The sequence below is a fragment of the Paenibacillus sp. MMS18-CY102 genome, assembly GCF_009789195.1.
Lineage (GTDB): Bacteria > Bacillota > Bacilli > Paenibacillales > Paenibacillaceae > Paenibacillus_T.
Genome location: NZ_WSTC01000013.1, coordinates 86,512 through 103,107 on the forward strand (window position 1 = coordinate 86,512; position 16,596 = coordinate 103,107).

General features: G+C 51.0%; 14 protein-coding genes. 13 read left to right on the forward strand and 1 reads right to left on the reverse strand.

The window, feature by feature from the left end; all coding sequences use genetic code 11:
* Nucleotides 1–5: 5 nt before the first annotated feature.
* Nucleotides 6–344, reverse strand: coding sequence for a hypothetical protein (locus GON22_RS11560; RefSeq protein ID WP_160396253.1), 339 nt, complete (start codon nt 342–344; stop codon nt 6–8).
* Between the two features lie 518 nt (nt 345–862).
* On the opposite strand from GON22_RS11560, the gene GON22_RS11565 reads away from it, so the two are divergent.
* From GON22_RS11565 to GON22_RS11625, 13 genes are all read left to right on the forward strand, one after another.
* Nucleotides 863–2,851, forward strand: a complete 1,989-nt coding sequence (locus GON22_RS11565) for an endonuclease MutS2 (protein WP_160396254.1) — start codon at nt 863–865, stop codon at nt 2,849–2,851.
* A gap of 407 nt (nt 2,852–3,258) precedes the next feature.
* On the forward strand, nt 3,259–5,919 hold the full coding sequence (locus GON22_RS11570) for a valine--tRNA ligase (protein ID WP_160396255.1): 2,661 nt from the start codon (nt 3,259–3,261) through the stop codon (nt 5,917–5,919).
* A gap of 25 nt (nt 5,920–5,944) precedes the next feature.
* Complete coding sequence (locus tag GON22_RS11575) at nt 5,945–7,324, forward strand: bifunctional folylpolyglutamate synthase/dihydrofolate synthase (protein WP_160396256.1); 1,380 nt, start codon at nt 5,945–5,947, stop codon at nt 7,322–7,324.
* A gap of 7 nt (nt 7,325–7,331) precedes the next feature.
* On the forward strand, nt 7,332–8,714 hold the full coding sequence (gene murC / locus GON22_RS11580; protein ID WP_160396257.1) for a UDP-N-acetylmuramate--L-alanine ligase: 1,383 nt from the start codon (nt 7,332–7,334) through the stop codon (nt 8,712–8,714).
* Nucleotides 8,715–8,827: 113 nt separating this feature from the next.
* Nucleotides 8,828–9,976: a copper amine oxidase N-terminal domain-containing protein gene (locus tag GON22_RS11585; RefSeq protein WP_160396258.1), complete on the forward strand. Its 1,149-nt coding sequence runs from the start codon at nt 8,828–8,830 to the stop codon at nt 9,974–9,976.
* Between the two features lie 177 nt (nt 9,977–10,153).
* Complete coding sequence (locus tag GON22_RS11590; protein WP_160396259.1) at nt 10,154–11,626, forward strand: SPOR domain-containing protein; 1,473 nt, start codon at nt 10,154–10,156, stop codon at nt 11,624–11,626.
* A gap of 61 nt (nt 11,627–11,687) precedes the next feature.
* Nucleotides 11,688–11,930, forward strand: a complete 243-nt coding sequence (locus GON22_RS11595; RefSeq protein ID WP_160396260.1) for a DUF4321 domain-containing protein — start codon at nt 11,688–11,690, stop codon at nt 11,928–11,930.
* Between the two features lie 51 nt (nt 11,931–11,981).
* Complete coding sequence (locus GON22_RS11600; protein ID WP_336604293.1) at nt 11,982–12,632, forward strand: Maf family protein; 651 nt, start codon at nt 11,982–11,984, stop codon at nt 12,630–12,632.
* A 19-nt stretch (nt 12,633–12,651) separates the two neighbouring features.
* Nucleotides 12,652–13,341 (forward strand): RadC family protein, encoded by a 690-nt coding sequence (gene radC / locus GON22_RS11605; protein ID WP_160396262.1) that lies wholly within the window; start codon nt 12,652–12,654, stop codon nt 13,339–13,341.
* Between the two features lie 46 nt (nt 13,342–13,387).
* On the forward strand, nt 13,388–14,416 hold the full coding sequence (locus GON22_RS11610) for a rod shape-determining protein (protein WP_160396263.1): 1,029 nt from the start codon (nt 13,388–13,390) through the stop codon (nt 14,414–14,416).
* A 63-nt stretch (nt 14,417–14,479) separates the two neighbouring features.
* Nucleotides 14,480–15,343 (forward strand): rod shape-determining protein MreC, encoded by an 864-nt coding sequence (mreC, locus tag GON22_RS11615; RefSeq protein WP_202113199.1) that lies wholly within the window; start codon nt 14,480–14,482, stop codon nt 15,341–15,343.
* A complete protein-coding gene (gene mreD, locus GON22_RS11620) occupies nt 15,340–15,867 on the forward strand; it encodes a rod shape-determining protein MreD (protein WP_160396265.1) in 528 nt (175 codons plus the stop codon). The genes mreC and mreD overlap by 4 nt, the downstream gene beginning before the upstream one ends.
* A gap of 62 nt (nt 15,868–15,929) precedes the next feature.
* On the forward strand, nt 15,930–16,595 hold the full coding sequence (locus GON22_RS11625) for a septum site-determining protein MinC (protein WP_237179115.1): 666 nt from the start codon (nt 15,930–15,932) through the stop codon (nt 16,593–16,595).
* Nucleotide 16,596 lies beyond the last annotated feature (1 nt).

Here is a 16,596-nt window from a genome sequence, read left to right on the forward strand (position 1 = left end):
GTTGGCTACGGATTTACGGATTTAATTTGTTTAACAATTTCAAGGCGTTGGCGTTTGAGCTCCCACATTTGCAGCTGGATGCTCTTCATGTACGTTTCGTTTTGGGAATGGGAGCGCATTTCATCGAACAGGCCGAGCAGCTTCTGGTTGATTTGGTCAAATTGTCCCCATAGCTGGCGTTTCAACTGCTTTTCTTGAAGTGATTTTATATATTCATCCTTGCGGGACAACTGCTTAAGGATCGATTGCTGCCACTCTAGATCGCCGGCCTGAATCGCATAGTTGTACAAATCGAGGTGGTCGTTAATCCAAGTTTCGATTTGCTGGTTGACGATTACATTCATCTCGCATCACCCACGGGGTTTTAATATGGTTTATATACCGAGTATTATACTAGGTTTTTAGGGGAATACAATCTTTTTTTTGCACAAAAAATCCGGCTGCTTGTCCCTTGACTTTTAGGAGAAGCGGCGGTTAAGATAAATGAGATTTCAATCTATTCATGTCAGGGGAAATTTTAATGATTACTGGTGTTCTTAACTAATCAATTGGATAAATTGCGAAGGGTCTAACCTTTTATCGTAAAATGGCGCAAAACCTTGTTTTAGCAGGGTTAGTTTTGTGTTGCATGCGATAGGGTTGAATGTTTCGTACCAATTAGTTAAGAACATGAGAGATTTCCGCCTGAACGCGACAGTTCCGTTCAGTCCAATCGCCGTGCTCTAGCAGCACGGCTTTTTTGCGTTTATCGCGCGATTGGATTGGCCATAGGGACGTCGCGGCTGTTTGGGGACGGAACGCTACTCGCGTTTCGTCCTCTTTTTTTTATATTCTCGTAAGGCTGAAAAGGAGCTGTATGGACATGATCAATGAAGCGACAAAACGAATGCTTGAATTGGACCAGTTGTTAGGGATGGCTGCAGATTTCACGGTATCGCCGGCAGGGCGGCGTTTGGTAGAACGGCATTCGCCGAGTACGGACGGAAGCCGTGTGCAAGCTTGGCTAGAAGAAACGGAGGAAGCGGCGAGGTTGCTGGCGCTGGGCAGCAGTGTCCCTTTGTCGGCTATGGAAGGGATTGACCTGATCGTCTCGCTGCTTGGCAAAGGAAAGGTATACGCTGAGCAAGAGCTGCATCAGCTTGGCGTTTGGTTAGCGTCGGTAGCTCATATGAAACGCTATATGGAGAGCAAGCGGGACGTAGCTCCGCGGATTGCCTCTTATGCCGATTCCATGGACGACTGCCCAGAGCTGCGCAAGGAGCTGGCACGCTGCCTTAGAGGCAATCAATTGATGGATGAGGCAAGTGCAGAGCTTGGCCGCATTCGTCGCCAGCTGTACGCATTAGAAGCTAAGATCGAGAAGAAGCTGGAGCAGGCGATGGGCAAATACAAGTCGGCGCTGCAAGAATCGATCATCAGCAAACGGCGCGGCCATTATGTGATCGCTGTGAAGCGGGAATTGCGCAAGCAGGTGCCAGGGACTGTCTGGGACGAATCGGCTAGTGGCCAAACCTTGTTCGTAGAGCCTGTCGATGTCGCCGGGCTTCAACAGGAATGGGATAGCTGGAAGGCGGACGAGGAGCAGGAATGCTACACGATAAAAGCGCAGCTCTCCGCCATGGCGGAGGCAAGGACAACAGAGCTCGCATGGAATGTGGATGCGATGGGGTCATTTGATTTCATTACGGCTCGAGGCAAGCTGTCGCGAACCTACAATGGGCAGAGGCCGAAGCTGAGCTCGGAGCCTGTCATTCGGCTGCGAGGGGCAAAGCACCCCCTTCTGCCAAGTGAGCACTGCGTTCCGCTCGATATAGAGATGGGATATGATTGGAAGCAACTCATCATTACAGGGCCAAATACCGGCGGCAAGACAGTTGCGCTCAAAACGGCCGGGCTGCTCGTGCTGCTGCACCAAGCTGGCTTCTTGATTCCGGCGGAAGCAACGAGTGAGCTGGGGCTGTTCCATTGTTTAATGGCCGATCTTGGTGACGGGCAAAATATCGAGCAATCGCTCAGTACCTTTTCCGCCCATATGACGAATGTAGCTGCGATGGTCAAAGCGGCTGACCGCCGGACGCTGCTGCTGCTGGATGAGCTGGCTGCCGGGACCGATCCGGGCGAAGGCATTGCGCTGTCGATTGCGGTGCTGGAGCATTTGCTTTCGCAAGGGGCGCTTGTGGCGGCTACGACACATTTTAACGAAATTAAGCGTTATGCAGCCCTGACAGCAGGATGCATGAATGCGAGCATGTCGTTTGATCCCGAGACGCTGCGGCCGCTCCATCGGCTGATCATTGGGGAAGCTGGCGAAAGCCGGGCATTCGCAGTAGCTAGACGTTTCGGATTGCCGGAAGCGATCGTAGCCAAGGCAGAGGCGATGGCATCGCAAGCTTCGAAGAATGCCGAACGAAGCTTAATCGACGTAAGCTTGATGGAGGCAGCAATCGAGGCGAATAGAGCGCGCCAGCCAGCGAAATCGGCAGATTCACGGGCCAAGGCGAAAAAGCAGGCTCGGCAGGAACAGGCAGAAGGCGGAGAGGAAACGCCGGCCAAACGAAAATCATTTCAAACCGGCGATTGCGTTTGGATCTATCCGCTGAAACGAACGGGAATCGTCTATCAGGAGGCTGACGAGCGCGGCAACGTAACCGTGCAGGTGGAGGGGAAAAAGCTCTCGTTCAATCGAAAGCGGCTATCGCTGTATATTGACCGAAGCGAGCTGTACCCCGGCAGTGATTATGATATGGCGATTGTGTTCGATTCGAAGTCGGATCGGAAGAAACGGCATCTGATGAGCCGCAAATATGTAAAGGATATACGGATCGAGAATTCGCCTGACACTAGCGAGTAACCTCTATGCGTTGACTTGCGGCGTCAAGAGCAGTATGATTACCATATACGCGATCATTCCGCAAGTGATCATTTTTGATCTGGGCGATTGATAGCAAGTCTATATTGGCAACAACATGGAAAGGGAAGCGCTGCAGTCGTGCCTTCAGAGAGCGGAGCCGTTACGCTGAGAGGAACCGCAGGACATTCGACGCCGCGTGTCGCCCCGGAGTTGCCCGGGCTGAACGGTATGCTAATGAAGCAACCGCTAGGCTCGGCCGGTCACAGCCGTTATCTGTTCAAGTGCCATGCAGTGCGTGAAGCGCATCGATTTGCATGGAATGAAGGTGGTACCACGGAAGCTAGAACCTTTCGTCCTTTGCGGCGGAAGGTTTTTTTATTTTTTCAACCTGATGGAGGTAGTGTAAGATGTCAGAGAATCAACCAACGACCGCGATGCCGACAACTTATGATCCGAAGAGCGCGGAGCACAAATGGTATGAATATTGGATGAAGGGCGGCTATTTTGAAGCAGGCAAACGCCCGGATGCGCCCAAATACACGATTGTAATTCCGCCTCCGAATGTTACGGGGATGCTGCATATCGGCCATGCGCTCGATTTCACGCTGCAGGATATTATGACGCGGACGAAGCGGATGCAAGGCTTTGACGCGCTTTGGCTGCCGGGCAGCGACCATGCCGGCATCGCTACTCAGACGAAGGTAGAGCAGAAGCTTCGTGAGCAAGGGCTGTCCCGTTATGACCTTGGCCGTGAGAAGTTTCTGGAGAAAGTATGGGAATGGAAAGAAACGTATAACAATACGATTCGCGAGCAATGGGCCAAAATGGGCTTCGGGCTCGATTATTCCCGTGAACGGTTCACGCTGGATGAAGGGCTGTCCCGCGCGGTACGCCAAGTATTCGTGAAGCTGTACGAGAAAGGCTTGATCTACCGCGGCAAAAAAATTATTAACTGGGACCCGGCTGCCCGCACTGCCCTGTCCGACATTGAAGTCGAATATAAGGAAGTAAACGGCAACCTGTACCATCTGCAATATCCGCTCTCAGATGGCAGTGGCTATCTGACGGTGGCAACGACGCGTCCAGAGACGATGCTGGGCGATACGGCGGTTGCGGTACATCCCGAGGACGAGCGCTATAAGCACCTGATTGGCCAAACGCTCATTCTTCCGATTATCGGACGGGAAATTCCGATCGTTGGGGACGATTATGTCGAGAAGGAATTCGGATCGGGCGCAGTAAAAATTACGCCAGCACATGACCCGAATGACTTTGAGCTTGGGCTTCGCCATGACCTGCCGCAAATTACGGTTATGGACGAGAGCGGCACGATGAACGACCAGGCGGGGCCTTACGAGGGGCTTGACCGTGCAGAATGCCGCAAGCGGATCGTGAAGGACTTGCAAGAGCAGGGCGTATGCATCCGCATCGAGGAGCATGTCCATCAGGTGGGCCACTCCGAGCGCAGCGGCGCTGTCGTTGAGCCATACTTGTCCACACAATGGTTTGTTGCGATGAAGCCGCTTGCCGATCGTGCGATTGAAGCACAGCGCGAAGGCAAAGGCGTCAACTTCGTGCCGGACCGCTTCGAGCGGACATATTTGCAATGGATCGAAAATGTGCGCGATTGGTGTATTTCCCGCCAACTCTGGTGGGGGCATCGCATTCCGGCTTGGCATCATGCCGAGACTGGCGAAATCTATGTTGGAACAGAAGCGCCGGCAGGTGCGGGTGAAGAAGGCTCCCCTTGGAAGCAAGATGAGGACGTGCTTGATACGTGGTTTAGTTCCGCGCTATGGCCGTTCTCGACGCTTGGATGGCCAGATGAAGATGCTGAAGACTTCAAACGGTTCTATCCGACGGATCTGCTCGTAACTGGCTATGACATCATCTACTTCTGGGTTGCGCGGATGATTTTCACAGCACTTGAGTTTACGGATCAAATTCCGTTCAAAGACGTGCTGATGCATGGCCTTGTCCGTGACGAGAACAACCAGAAGATGTCCAAGTCGCTTGGCAACGGCATCGACCCACTTGACGTTATCGAGAAATATGGCGCTGATGCGATGCGCTTCATGCTTTCGACGAATAACACGCCAGGCCAGGATCTCCGGTTCCGTTGGGAGAAGGTCGAGCAAGCCCGCAACTTTGCCAACAAGATTTGGAATGCTTCGCGGTTTGCATTGATGAACTTGGAAGGCGTATCGGCTGCAGATATCGATATTACTGTACCGCTGGGAACGGCTGACCGTTGGATTCTTCATCGCTTGAATGAGACGTCGCGTGATGTAACGCGCATGATCGATAGCTACGATTTTGGCGAAACGGGCCGCCTGCTCTACAACTTTATTTGGGACGATCTATGCGACTGGTATATCGAGTTTGCGAAGCTCAACCTATATGGCAGCGACGCAGCGGCGAAGAAAGCGACACAGTCCGTGCTTGCTTACGTGCTGGACCGTACGCAGCGCTTGATCCATCCATTCATGCCGTTTATTAGTGAAGAGATATGGCAACACTTGCCGCATGAGGGCGAAACGATTACGCTTGCAGCTTGGCCGGTATACGAAGCTGCTTTAGAAGCGCCAGAAGCGGTTAAAGAAATGGAACTGCTGATGGATCTCATCCGTTCCGTTCGTAACATTCGTGCGGAAGTAAACGTGCCAATGAGCAAGAAGATTGAGCTGATCATTAAGCCAGCAGGCCAGTCTGAGCTGGCGATTGTAGAGCGTAACCGCGAGTTTGTGGAACGTTTCTGCGGCACTTCGAAGCTCGATATCGCGCTTGCTGTCGAAACGCCTGAGAAGGCGATGACGGCAATTGTGACCGGTGCTGACCTATACTTCCCGCTCGCGGGCCTGATCGACATTGCCCAGGAAATTGTCCGTCTGGAAAAAGAGCTGAAAACGCTGAACGGCGAAGTTGAGCGGATCGAGAAAAAGCTTGGCAATGAAGGCTTCGTAGCTAAAGCTCCGGCTAAAGTTATTGAAGAAGAAAAAGCGAAAATGGCGGATTACGCTGATAAACGCGACAAAGTGCTGGCCCGTATCGCCGAGCTTCGCGGATAAAGGCCGGAAGGAAGGTAGCGGACACATGAACAACAACCAAACGGGGGCGGCAGGCGCCGCTCCGCTTCAATCCTATGCCGAAGCAGCGGATTGGATTAACGGCTTGATTCCATTTGGCATTCGTCCAGGTTTGGAACGGATGCAAGTGCTGATGGAACGGCTTGGAAATCCAGAACGAAGGCTGAAATTTATTCATGTCGCAGGCACGAATGGCAAAGGCTCGACTTGTGCATATTTGACATCTGTCCTGCTTGCATGCGGTTATGATGTAGGGACGTTCACGTCCCCTTACATTACGAAATTTACGAATAGGTTCCAATATAATGGCGAGGATATTCCAGAGGAGACTCTCACGAATCTAGCGAATATGTTGAAGCCGCATGTCGAGGAAATTACAGCAACGGAACTTGGCTCCCCAACGATGTTTGAGGTGTCGACAGCGATTGCGATTCTCTATTTTGCTAAAGTTTCATTCCCTGATTATGTAGTGTGGGAAACTGGGCTAGGCGGCCGAATGGATGTAACGAACATTGTGGCGCCTGTGCTTTCGCTCATTACGAATGTCGGGCATGACCATATGGATGTGCTCGGCAACACGCTTGAAGAGGTTGCTCGCGAGAAAGCGGGCATTATTAAGCCAGGCGTGCCGGTCGTGAGCACGGCTACGCAGCCAGAAGTAATCGCTGTTTTGAAGGAGAAAGCGAAACAGTCGAAGAGCACGCTTTATTTGCTCGGCGAACAATTTAACTATGATCGGCGTACTGTAGAAGAAAATCGGCAGACGTTCGGTTTCTCAGGCCCGTTCCGTTCCATCGAATCGCTTGAAATTACGTTGAACGGCGGCCATCAGGTGGACAATGCCGCATTGGCGATTATGGGGCTTGAAGTGCTTCGCCAGTACTCGGCGCTGCTACTTGATGATGATGATCTGCTGAAGGGGCTTCGTACAACCGCTTGGCCAGGACGGCTGGAGATGGTGTCGCAACAGCCGCGCATTCTCGTGGACGGCGCACATAATCCCGAGGGAGCCCAAACATTAGCTGCTGCGCTTCGTACGACTTATACGTATAAACAGGCGCATGTCATGATGGGAATGCTCGAGAATAAGAATCACAGGGACGCATTGCGGCATATACTGCCAATAGCGAATACGTTGATCGTGACCGAGCCCGATTTTCGAAAGAAAATGGATGCGGCATCGCTTGCGTCCATCGTACGGGAGGTTGCGTCAGAAGAAGGTTTGGCGGTGGAAGTGATCGTCGAGCCGGATTGGCGTGCAGCGCTCGACAAGCTAGAGAAATTGACAGCGCATGGCGATCTTGGCGTCGTTACGGGAACATTGTATCTCATTTCTGACGTGCGCGCCCGGCTGCTTCATATCACGGATTCTGAAAAAGGTTGGTGAACCGTCTTTGAATACGGCAGAACATGTGCATTTTATCGGCATCGGCGGTTATGGGATGAGCGCAATTGCGCGTGTCATGCTGGAAATGGGTTATAAGGTGACGGGGTCCGATGTGGTCCGGGCAGAGCTGACGGAGAAGCTGGCGCAAAAAGGCGCTGGCATCTTCATCGGCCATGAAGCGGAACATGTTAAGGGCGCCGATCTCGTTGTGTACTCAACCGCGCTCTCGAAAGACAACGTAGAACGGAAAGCAGCGGAAGAGCTGAACATTCCGGTGCTGCACCGCGCGCAGATGCTTTCCCGGCTTATGAATGCTGGCAAAGGAGTCGCCGTGGCAGGCGCTCATGGCAAAACGACGACTTCGTCTATGATTGCGCTCGTTATGGAAACGTGCAAAATCGATCCAACGTACATTATTGGCGGCGAAATCGTCAATGTGGGCACGAACGCTAAAGCTGGCAAAGGGGAATACGTTGTTGCAGAGGCGGATGAGAGCGACGGCTCTTTCCTGCAGTATCATCCTACAATCGCGATTGTAACGAATATTGAACCAGACCATCTTGAAAATTACGACGGTGATTTCAACAACCTTAAGGCTGCTTATGTACAATTCTTGCATCAAGTAAAGCCTGATGGCAAAGCGATCGTATGCTTGGATGATGAGAACTTGCAAGAAATGCTGCCTGCTCTCCGTGATGGCGTGCTTCGTGACGATCAGGTCGTGACGTATGGCATTGATCATGAGGCGAACTACCGTGCATCCGATCTTCAATTAGGCGACCGCAAAGTGAACTTCAAGTTGCATCGGGATGGCGTGCTGCTGGGCGATGTTGAGCTTTCCGTTCCAGGCCGGCACAACGTTTATAACGCGATGGCTACGATTATCACTTGTTTGGAGGCTGGCCTTTCATTCGACTCGGTAGCTGAAGCGATTCGTTTATTCCGCGGAGCAAAACGTCGGTTCCACGTCCTCGGCGAGAAGAATGATATTCTTGTCATCGATGATTACGCGCATCATCCAACGGAAATTCAAGCGACGATCAGCGCAGCTAAAGCGACTGGAAAACGGATTGTAGCTGTATTCCAGCCGCAGCGTTATACGCGTACTTATTTCTTGCTGGAGCAATTCAGCTGTGCATTTGGCGAAGCGGATGAAGTGATTATTACGGATATCTATTCGCCAGCTGGCGAGCAGCAGATCGAAGGCGTGCATTCCCGCAAGCTTGTAGAGATGATCGTTCAGAACAGCAACCCGAATACCGCTTACGTACCGACGAAGGAAGAAGTGTTGGAACAGCTGAAAGCATCGAAGAAGCCGGGCGACCTAATCATTACGATGGGTGCAGGCGATATTTGGAAAGTGGCTGCGGCATTGGCGGAAAGTTTATAAATATTGTGAAATAAAATAGGCAAGCTCGTGTATTGCGAGTTTGCCTATTTTTTTCTTTTCATTACGAAATTATTGTCTTATACTAAGGAAAAATATACATGAGGATGGTTGTATTGAAACAGAAATTATCGATATTATTATTGATTTGCATGGCAATTATGTTAGTGCCTGCCACTGCGTTCGGAGCTGCCGCTGTAAGCGTTACGGTAGACGGCACTGCGGTTAAGTTTACCCAAGCACCTGTGCGTAACACGAACGTTACGATGGCGGAAGCGAAGCCTTTAGTTGCCAAAATCGGCGCAACATATGCCTTCGACACGAAGTCGAAAACAGCTACGATTAAAAGCGGCGCCTCGGTGCTGAAGCTGACCGTTGACAGCAAGACGGCTGTCGTAAATGGAGCAAAAAAACCATTAACTGTCGCTCCTTACAGCTTGAAAGGCTACATTATTGTCCCAGCTGAATTTGTTGTCCAGTCGCTTGGCGGCATTGCCAAATGGGACGGAAGCAGCAAACTGGTTGTAACTTCTCCTGCGGCTGTCACGAAGCTTAGCAAAGCGAAGGCGCTTGATGTTGTACAGAAGTATCTGCAGGCGCATGAAAAAGAGGACCTTAAAGCGATTCAAGCAGCATGGTTGCCGAAATATTGGGATACAGATTCCGTAGAAGACATGACTGCCGCGTTTGAACAATTTGATATGCAAATTAAAGTAACGAGCAATGTCGTAACAGCGTTCTCTGCTTCGCAAGTTACGATTGCAACTGAGTTTAGAGTGCATTATGTGAGCGAGTCGTACCTGCCGGATGAAATGGTTTACGAGACATTCGTGCTAGTAAAAGATAGCGCTGGCGCTTGGAAGATTAAGAGCGAAGATTTTGAAGATTCGCATGTAGAGCTTCCTTCGGCACCTGCTGCTGCGACGCCGGAATTCACTTCAAGCGTGAATGGTTTCGTTAAACAATATGTGGCCGCTCTTAATGTTGAAGATACGGACGCGATCAGCGCCATGTTCACTGCACAATCGGAGAGCAAAGAAGACCAGCTTGATTACTGGGATGAATTGTTCGCAGACTATGACTCTGTCTTCACAGTGGAAGATCCCTTCTTCCTTAGTGTAGACGAGACAAAAGGCAAGGCTGCCGTACTGGTCAATTACGAAATTGAAGATGAAGAGGAAGAATACAATTACGAATCTATCCTTTATCTTTCGAAAGATTCAGAAGGCCAATGGAAGATTAGCGAAGTATTAGATCTGTTGTAAGCGAATAGATTGGATGAATTCATACAAGCAGTGAAATTCCGGGAGGAAATTCACTGCTTGTTTTTTTGTGGCGTGATAAGGCCTTCCCGTCATAAATCTCGCAGCCTGCTCATAGATTAGTAGTACAGAACGGACAAGATCGAATGTTTATGAATGCTTGCGAAGGAGCGAAGGATGATGAAACGAGAGACACGAATGACATTCCGCTTTGATGCGAATGAAGCACAGCCGGACCGTTTAGCGGCGGATGAGAAACGGATAAAACCGCATATAGAGCCAAGCTCTCAAGATCCCTTATTCCATTCGGACATTCAAGCTTTGGAGATGCTCATTAGATCAGAGAACGGTGCAATTAAAGAGCCTTCCGAGCATTGGGAAGCAGGCGGCTTAGGGCATGGCACTGCGAAAGAATCTGCACAGGAAAGCGCGTGGCATTTTCCTGAACCGATTCATCGGAACAGGCCAAATCTGGACCGTACCGAACGAAAACTAAATATCGCTCCGAATCGTATACAGGAAGAGGACGCAGCCGCAGAAGATGCAGATGCTCACAATGTGATGCCAATTGCCCCTGCTGGGAGCCAAGCTGGCCACATGGCAGTTTCCCCTATTCGAGAAGTTATCGCTAAGCCTGACTTGTCAGGCCTTTCGTTAGATGAATCCTTTGTCGAATTATCGGGCGGGCGTTTCGGCACGAGGCCCCTCGGGGTAGATTATACAAGGACGCATTCGCGAGGCCCTTCTTGGCTTAAAGTGTTTGCTTCTGTGACGGGGGCCATTGCGACGGGGGCATTGTTCGGATACTTGGCGCTCTCCCTGTTTGCTGGACAAGGCCCGTGGGCAGACGATCCAGAAGGCCAATCGGCTACTGGTTTGACGGCTTCGGCAGGAAGTTCGGACAGCACGAACAATGGAGTGCAGCCTGTCATTTCGCTTCCGAACTCACCGGATGCCTCCGCCAATAAGGGCGATAAGCAAGGCGGCACAGCGCCAGTAGCTTCGGCTGGACAATCGGCTTCGGCCAAGCTTGATTTGCCTGCTTCGGCCTATTCCACACTTCAATACGGCGTATTCAGCTCTTTGGACGGTGCTGATGCGGCTGTACAGGAGCTTAAGGATAAGGGGCTAGCTGCTTACCGATGGGATACCGGGCAAGATTACCGTGTCTATGTGGGCGTGTCGTCAGAGCGTGATGGCGCACTTTTGCTAAGCCAATCTCTAGGCGGTTTAGAGGTGTATGTCAAAACGATCGAACTGCCTGCTGTTGGCCGCATGGCATTTGCAGGAGAGGCATCCCAGCTTCAGCAATATTGGGAGCAGACGAACGCGCTGATCGCAACGCTAGATCGGTTAACGGTGGAGCAGCTGGAGCTTGCAACGCCCCAACCATTGCGTGCGGCGCAATCAACAGCATGGTCGAAGCAGCATGAGCAGTGGCTTGCAGTATCCTCATCAATCGCTCCCAAACTTGTGGATGAACAGCAGAAGAAATCAGCAACCCGTTTGGAGCAGGCGATTAATACAGCTGCGGTGTCCTTGGCGGAATATAACAAAAAGCCAGCAGTGGCACATTTGTGGAACGCACAGTCTGCGCTAATGGCTGCGATATTCGCCGAAAAAGGCTGGCTCGAATCGAACCCTGGATTGTAAACCGTTTGGATACCGCTTATAATGTCCATAGGTGTCAATTCATGGCGAGAGGCGTTGAAGGATGAAGAAGAATGGCTGGACGCTCCTTCTATTTATCGTGCTCGGCTTACTATCGGGAGCACTCGTAGCAAAATGGCTCAAAAAGGTATCAGGCCTTTCTTTTCTCACGAATACTTCGAAGATTACCTGGTCGCCTGATGCGGATTTATATGTATTCAGCTACGATCTGACGATCAGGCTGGAGCTTAGCTTGCTTAGCATACTTGGGGTAATTGCGGCAATCTGGCTGTATCGCAAGCTCTAACCTAAGATGGCAGCGGCGCTGCAAGCAAGTCAAGAGAGGAAGTGCCTTACTGTGGCCCATAACGGAATTCGTTCCGAAACCAATCATATAAGCCAGCTCGTGCTGGCCTCATCGTCTCCGCGCCGGCAGGAACTGGTCGCATCTCTCGACCTTTCCTTGCCGGTTCGTATTTTGTCTACGGATGCGGATGAGTCTGTGCCCTCTACATGGCCGGCTGCTCAGGTTGTGGAAAATTTGGCGCTTCGCAAAGCGGAAGCTGCCATTGAAGCGCTTCAGAGGGAGGTGGCTTCAGCTGGTTCTGCAAGCAGCTCATCGCTCGTCATTGGTGCCGATACGATCGTAGTATTGGATGGCGAAGTGCTCGGCAAGCCTGTCGATAAACAGGACGCAATTGCTGCTTTAAGCCGGCTTCAGGGCCGTGCACATGAGGTGTATACTGGCGTGGCGCTCGTCGATTCGGTAACGGGAAGCCGCTCGGTACAGCATCAGCGGACGCAAGTATGGATGAAGCAGCTGTCAGCCGAGCGGATTACAAGATATGTAGAGACCGGCGAGCCGATGGATAAGGCAGGCAGCTATGGCATTCAGGGGCTTGGCGCAACGAATGTGGAACGAATTGAAGGCTGCTATTTTAACGTCGTTGGATTGCCGTTGTCCTTGTTGTCGGACATGCTGGCTGGGTACGGCATAGACGTATATTGATAAGAAGGCAGGTTGGGACATGGAGTTAAGGGCGCAATTGATGCGCGATGTCCCCCATGAAGAACGACCTAGAGAACGCATGATGGCACATGGGGCTGAAGCGCTCAGTCATTCGGAATTGTTGGCGATCTTGCTGCGTACCGGCACAAGCCGGGAATCGGTCGTGGAGTTGGCGTCACGCTTGCTCCATGAGTGCGGTGGGCTTCGCAATCTGGTTGATTTCAGCTTAGAGCAGCTAATGGAGCTTCATGGTGTTGGGCCTGCTAAGGCGTTACAATTGAAAGCGGGAATTGAGCTTGGACGGCGGATCGCCGCTTCCCGGTTCGGAGACCGGCCGGTTATTAAACGTCCCCAAGATGCAGCAGAACTTATCATGGATGAGCTTCGCTATCAGTCCAAAGAGCATTTTATGTGCCTGTTTCTGAATACGAAAAATCAAGTGGTTGCGAAGGAATTGCTGTCTGTCGGAACGTTGAATGCTTCCCTGGTCCATCCGCGCGAAGTGTTTCGTGAGGCGATTAAACGCAGCAGCGCTTCGATTATCTGTGCCCATAACCATCCTAGTGGGGATCCAACGCCCAGCCCGGAGGATATAACGCTAACGAAGCGTTTATCGGAAGTGGGAGACCTAATTGGAATTGAAGTTTTGGACCATCTTATCATTGGAGATGGAAAGTTTGTTAGTTTGAAGGAGCATGGCTTGTTGTAATATAATATGTAGGATTGTGTTATGAAGAGAAGGGAGCTTTACAAACATGTTTGGAGGATCGAAAGATTTAGGGATCGACTTAGGAACTGCGAACACCCTAGTCTATGTGCGAGGCAAAGGAATTGTCGTTAGGGAGCCATCTGTGGTGGCCTTACGTACTGATACGAAGACAATTGAAGCGGTAGGCGAGCATGCGAAGAAAATGATCGGCAGAACACCAGGCAACATTCGGGCGATTCGCCCAATGAAGGATGGCGTTATTGCAGATTTCGAAACAACCGCTACAATGATTAAATACTTTATTCGCCAAGCGCAAAAGCAGCGTGCGTTGTTCCCGCGCCATCCGAACGTCATGGTATGCGTGCCTTCGGGCATTACGGCCGTGGAGAAGCGTGCGGTGGAAGACGCGACGAAACAAGCGGGTGCGCGTGAGGCGTACACGATTGAAGAGCCGTTCGCAGCAGCAATCGGCGCTGATCTTCCAGTGTGGGAGCCGACAGGCAGCATGGTCGTTGATATCGGCGGCGGTACGACAGAGGTTGCTGTTATCTCGCTCGGCGGCATCGTGACAAGCCGTTCCATTCGTGTTGCGGGTGATGAGATGGATGAGGCGATTATCCAGTATATCAAACGCGTATACAATCTCATGATTGGCGAGCGGACAGCTGAGCAGCTAAAAATGGAGATCGGTTCGGCGATGCCGTTCGACCGTACGGAATCAATCGAAATTCGCGGGCGCGATCTTGTGAGCGGCTTGCCGAAGACACTCTCCATTACATCCGAAGAAATGAGAGAGGCGCTCACGGATACGGTTAATTCGATCGTGGACGCAGTTAAGATTACGCTGGAAAAATGCCCGCCTGAGCTGTCTGCTGACATTATGGACCGCGGCATTGTATTAACGGGCGGCGGCGCGCTGCTTCACAGCTTGGACAAGCTGCTGGCTCGTGAGACAGGAATGCCTGTTATCGTTGCGGAGAATCCGCTCGATTGTGTTGCGATCGGCACAGGGCGTGCGCTCGACAACATTCATCTATTTAAGAACAAATCGTCGTCTTCCCGCTCGAAGCGCTAGGCAACGGACGGTTTTTCTTACGAATTAGTTAACCAATGGGCGGTGATTGAACTGTTTAATCTGATGAGAAACAAACGGCTGTTCGTCCTCATGATCGGATTGATCTTGTTCATCGCAGTGCTCGGATTTTCGCTTAACGACAGGAAGCTGTCGGCACCCGAAAAGTTCGTCAATGATTCCGTCGCCTACGTACAGCAATGGTTTTACAAGCCCGCTGGCTATATAGCGGGCTTGTTTGAGGATATTGGCAGCATCCGATCCCTGCATGAAGAGAATGAGAACCTCCGTACGATGGCAGCGGCTTATACGCGTGACAAGATTAAGTACAATAGGATTGAGCAAGAAAATGTACGGCTGCAGGAAAAACTAAAGTTTACAGAACGGCAAAAAAAACTGAATGATTATGAATACTTAATTGCGCAAGTTGTAGCAATAAGCCCTGATCCGTACAACCCGACGATTCGCATTAATCTTGGGTCTGAGAATGGGATTAAGAAAGACATGGCGGTTGTTTCGGAAGATGGGTTGGTAGGCATTGTCGATAAGGTGTCGGCATTCTCCTCCAGCGTGCAGCCGATTACTTCCCTTGATGAGAAGTCGCCGAGCTCCAAATCGATTTCCGTAACGGTGCTTGGCCGCGAGCTTGAGTCATTCGGCATTATTAGTACTTACGATAAGGAATCAGGAAGGCTCATTATGAGCCGTATTCCTGAGAAGGATCCTATGATGGTCGGCGATACGGTCATCACATCTGGCTTAGGCAACGTGTTCCCGAGCGGCCTTGTAATTGGCACGGTTGAAACACCGCCGCAAGCAGGTGATTTTGGGCTGACGAAAGTGGCTTCCGTTAAGCCGTTAGCCGATTTTGACCGCCCAACGGAGCTCTTCGTCGTGAAGATGTCAGAGACAGGGGATGAAACGCCATGACGACCGGGCGACTGGTCGTTTTGATGTTCGTTCTTTTCTTAATCGAGGGTACGCTTGTGCCGTGGTTCATGCCTGAGCAGCTCACGGGAAGGCTTATTCCCCATTTCACATTCGTTATTGTGTTGTATACCGCGATGTATGGCGGGCGCCATAAAGCGCTCGTGCTCGGGCTTGTTTTTGGTTTGCTGCAGGATATTGCCTATTACGGCCATTTGCTTGGCATTCATTCGTTCTCGATGGGGCTGCTTGGGTATTTGACAGGCCTGCTGCTAGACAAGAAACGGGTGACGATGATGAGTGCGTTGTTAGTCGTCACGGTATGCTGCCTCGTCTATGAGTCCGTTATTTACGGCGTCTATCTCGTATTCCGTTTTACTCGCGAAACCTATAGTTATGCGATGGTTGATCATATTTTGCTCAGTACGTTTCTGCAATTAGGATTTGCCTTGGTTGTTTACGTGCCGGTCCGTCGGTGGGTAGACCGTTCGGGCTATGCCGCAAAATCGGAAAATGAAGAAGAATAAGCGCGTTCGGCAGGATTCGAGGCATGTCGAAAAGAAAGAGTAGATTGGAGGAGGGACGTTCGTTGACCGAGAAACAGCATATTACGATTAAGGGCGTTAAAGAAGGTCTCGTGTTCCTTCTCGATGATCGCTGCGAATTTTCGGCTTTGCTCGATGAGTTGCACTATAAGCTGGAAAAAACGCATCAACAGCTGCTTTCAGGACCGCTAATTCACGTTCATGTCAAATTAGGCAGCCGTGAAACGACTGAGGATGAGAAGGATCGGATTAAATCGGTGTTGCGCCAGAGGGGCAACTTGCTCGTGCAATCCATTCAAAGCGAAGCCGAGCAGGAATCAGCAGCCAACAGCAACAAGCAAGAGATGAAAGTCATGTCAGGCATTATTCGATCCGGTCAGGTGATCACGCATGATGGAAGCTTGCTTCTGCTTGGTGATTTGCATCCTGGCGGATCCATTATATGCACAGGGGATATTTACGTCATGGGAACACTGGCTGGCATGGCGCATGCTGGAGCAGAAGGGAATGCAGATGCGATTATCGCGTCCTCCTTGTTGCGCCCGACACAGCTGCGTATTGCTGAAGTGATAAGCAGGCCTCCAGAGGAATGGATGACTGGAGATGCTGCCATGGAATATGCATTTTTGCAAGAAGGCGTAATGCAAGTCGACAAGACGACCCAATTGTTCCGAATGCGTAAAGAACCGATCGTGTATAAAGGAGTGTAGA